A 1,423-nucleotide genomic window follows, 5' to 3' on the forward strand; every position below is an offset into this window, starting at 1 on the left:
CAAACTAAGAAACGACATGGCAGTAGTAGAATTCCCCCAGCTCATTGCGCGAGGCTGTGGCCTGGACGTACACAAAGATACAGTAGTTGCCACAATCAAAGGGACCGGTATCAAGGAAGAGACCCGCACCTTTGCCACTTTCACCAGGGATCTTGAAGAACTCTGTAAATGGCTTGAATCACACCATGTTACTCATATTGCCATGGAAAGCACGGGCGTTTATTGGCGGCCGGTGTATTATGTTTTGGAAGACCAATTCGAGATCATCCTGGTCAATGCCCGTCACATTAAGAACGTGCCCGGGCATAAGACCGATAAAAAGGATTCCGAATGGATCGCCAAGCTCTTGTTGAGCGGGCTGCTCAAAGACAGTTTTGTTCCCCAGGGCTGGGTGCGCGAGCTGAGGACATTGCTGCGGCATCGCAGGAAGCTGGTCAATGAGCGCAGCAAGGAAAAGAACCGTTTACAGAATATTTTGGAGGATGCCAACATCAAGCTCGGCAGCGTGGTCAGTGACATTTTTTCTAAAACGGGCCAGGGCATTATAAGCCTGCTACTGGAAGGCGTCACCGACCCGGTCGTATTGTCCAACCAGGCCAAGGGTTCGTTGGTAGGCAAAAAACAGGCTTTGGCACAGGCGCTTTATGGCCGCTTTTCAGCCCGGCACCGCTTTATGATTGGTTTGATCAAAGAAACCATGTCGGCACTCGATAAGCTGATCGGCCAGCTGGATGTGCAAATCGAATTCTGCCTGGAAGGCAAGCACGCCCAATTGGAACTGCTGCAAACGATCCCGGGCGTGTCCAGGCAATCCGCTGTGGGCATCATCTCGGAGATCGGCACGGAAATGTCCCAGTTTGTTTCAGACAAGCACCTGGCCTCCTGGGCAGGGGTATGCCCGGGCAACAACGAAAGCGCAGGCAAGGTCCGATCGGCAAGGGTCACCCACGGAAATACGTATTTGAAAACCACCCTGATCGAAGCATCCTGGGCGGCAAGCCATACGGCCAATACCTATCTATCCTTCAAATACCACAAGCTCTCTCAACGAAGGGGAAAGAAAAAGGCGGCCATGGCCATCGCACACCAAATACTGACAGCATCATACCATATCCTTCGGGACATGTTACCTTATAAAGAACCTGTCCTCAGGCAGGAAATCCTGATCGAAAGAAGGAAAGCTGAGATATTAAGGCTTGAAAACCGCGTCAAGAAGTTAAAAACATTAGCGTCCAAGTAAAGAAAGGTCGAGCCTTTTTTTGGTGGACTATACCCCGTAAACAAAACTGATAGCAGACGCTAAGCACCCACAGCTGTTGCCATAGAGCACGTAGAAAAAATTTTTCTCTAAAAGAGATGGCTTGGATGATTTGCTATCCCAGGATTGCTACGGGGAATCAGAGCGAGAAGACTTTCAGAAAAA

1 protein-coding gene is annotated in these 1,423 nt (G+C 50.0%); it reads left to right on the forward strand.

The features are described from left to right. The first annotated feature begins 16 nt into the window (after positions 1 to 16). A complete protein-coding gene (locus AC1XUF_RS32045) occupies positions 17 to 1,240 on the forward strand; it encodes an IS110 family RNA-guided transposase (protein ID WP_483345964.1) in 1,224 nt (407 codons plus the stop codon). Positions 1,241 to 1,423 lie beyond the last annotated feature (183 nt).

The organism is Dyadobacter sp. HNCC25DJ185 (genome assembly GCF_056895195.1).

Excerpts from the sequence above, each read along its gene's own strand:
- AC1XUF_RS32045 (WP_483345964.1), top strand. The coding sequence starts at position 17 with ATGGCAGTAGTAGAATTCCCCCAGCTCATTGCGCGAGGCTGTGGCCTG.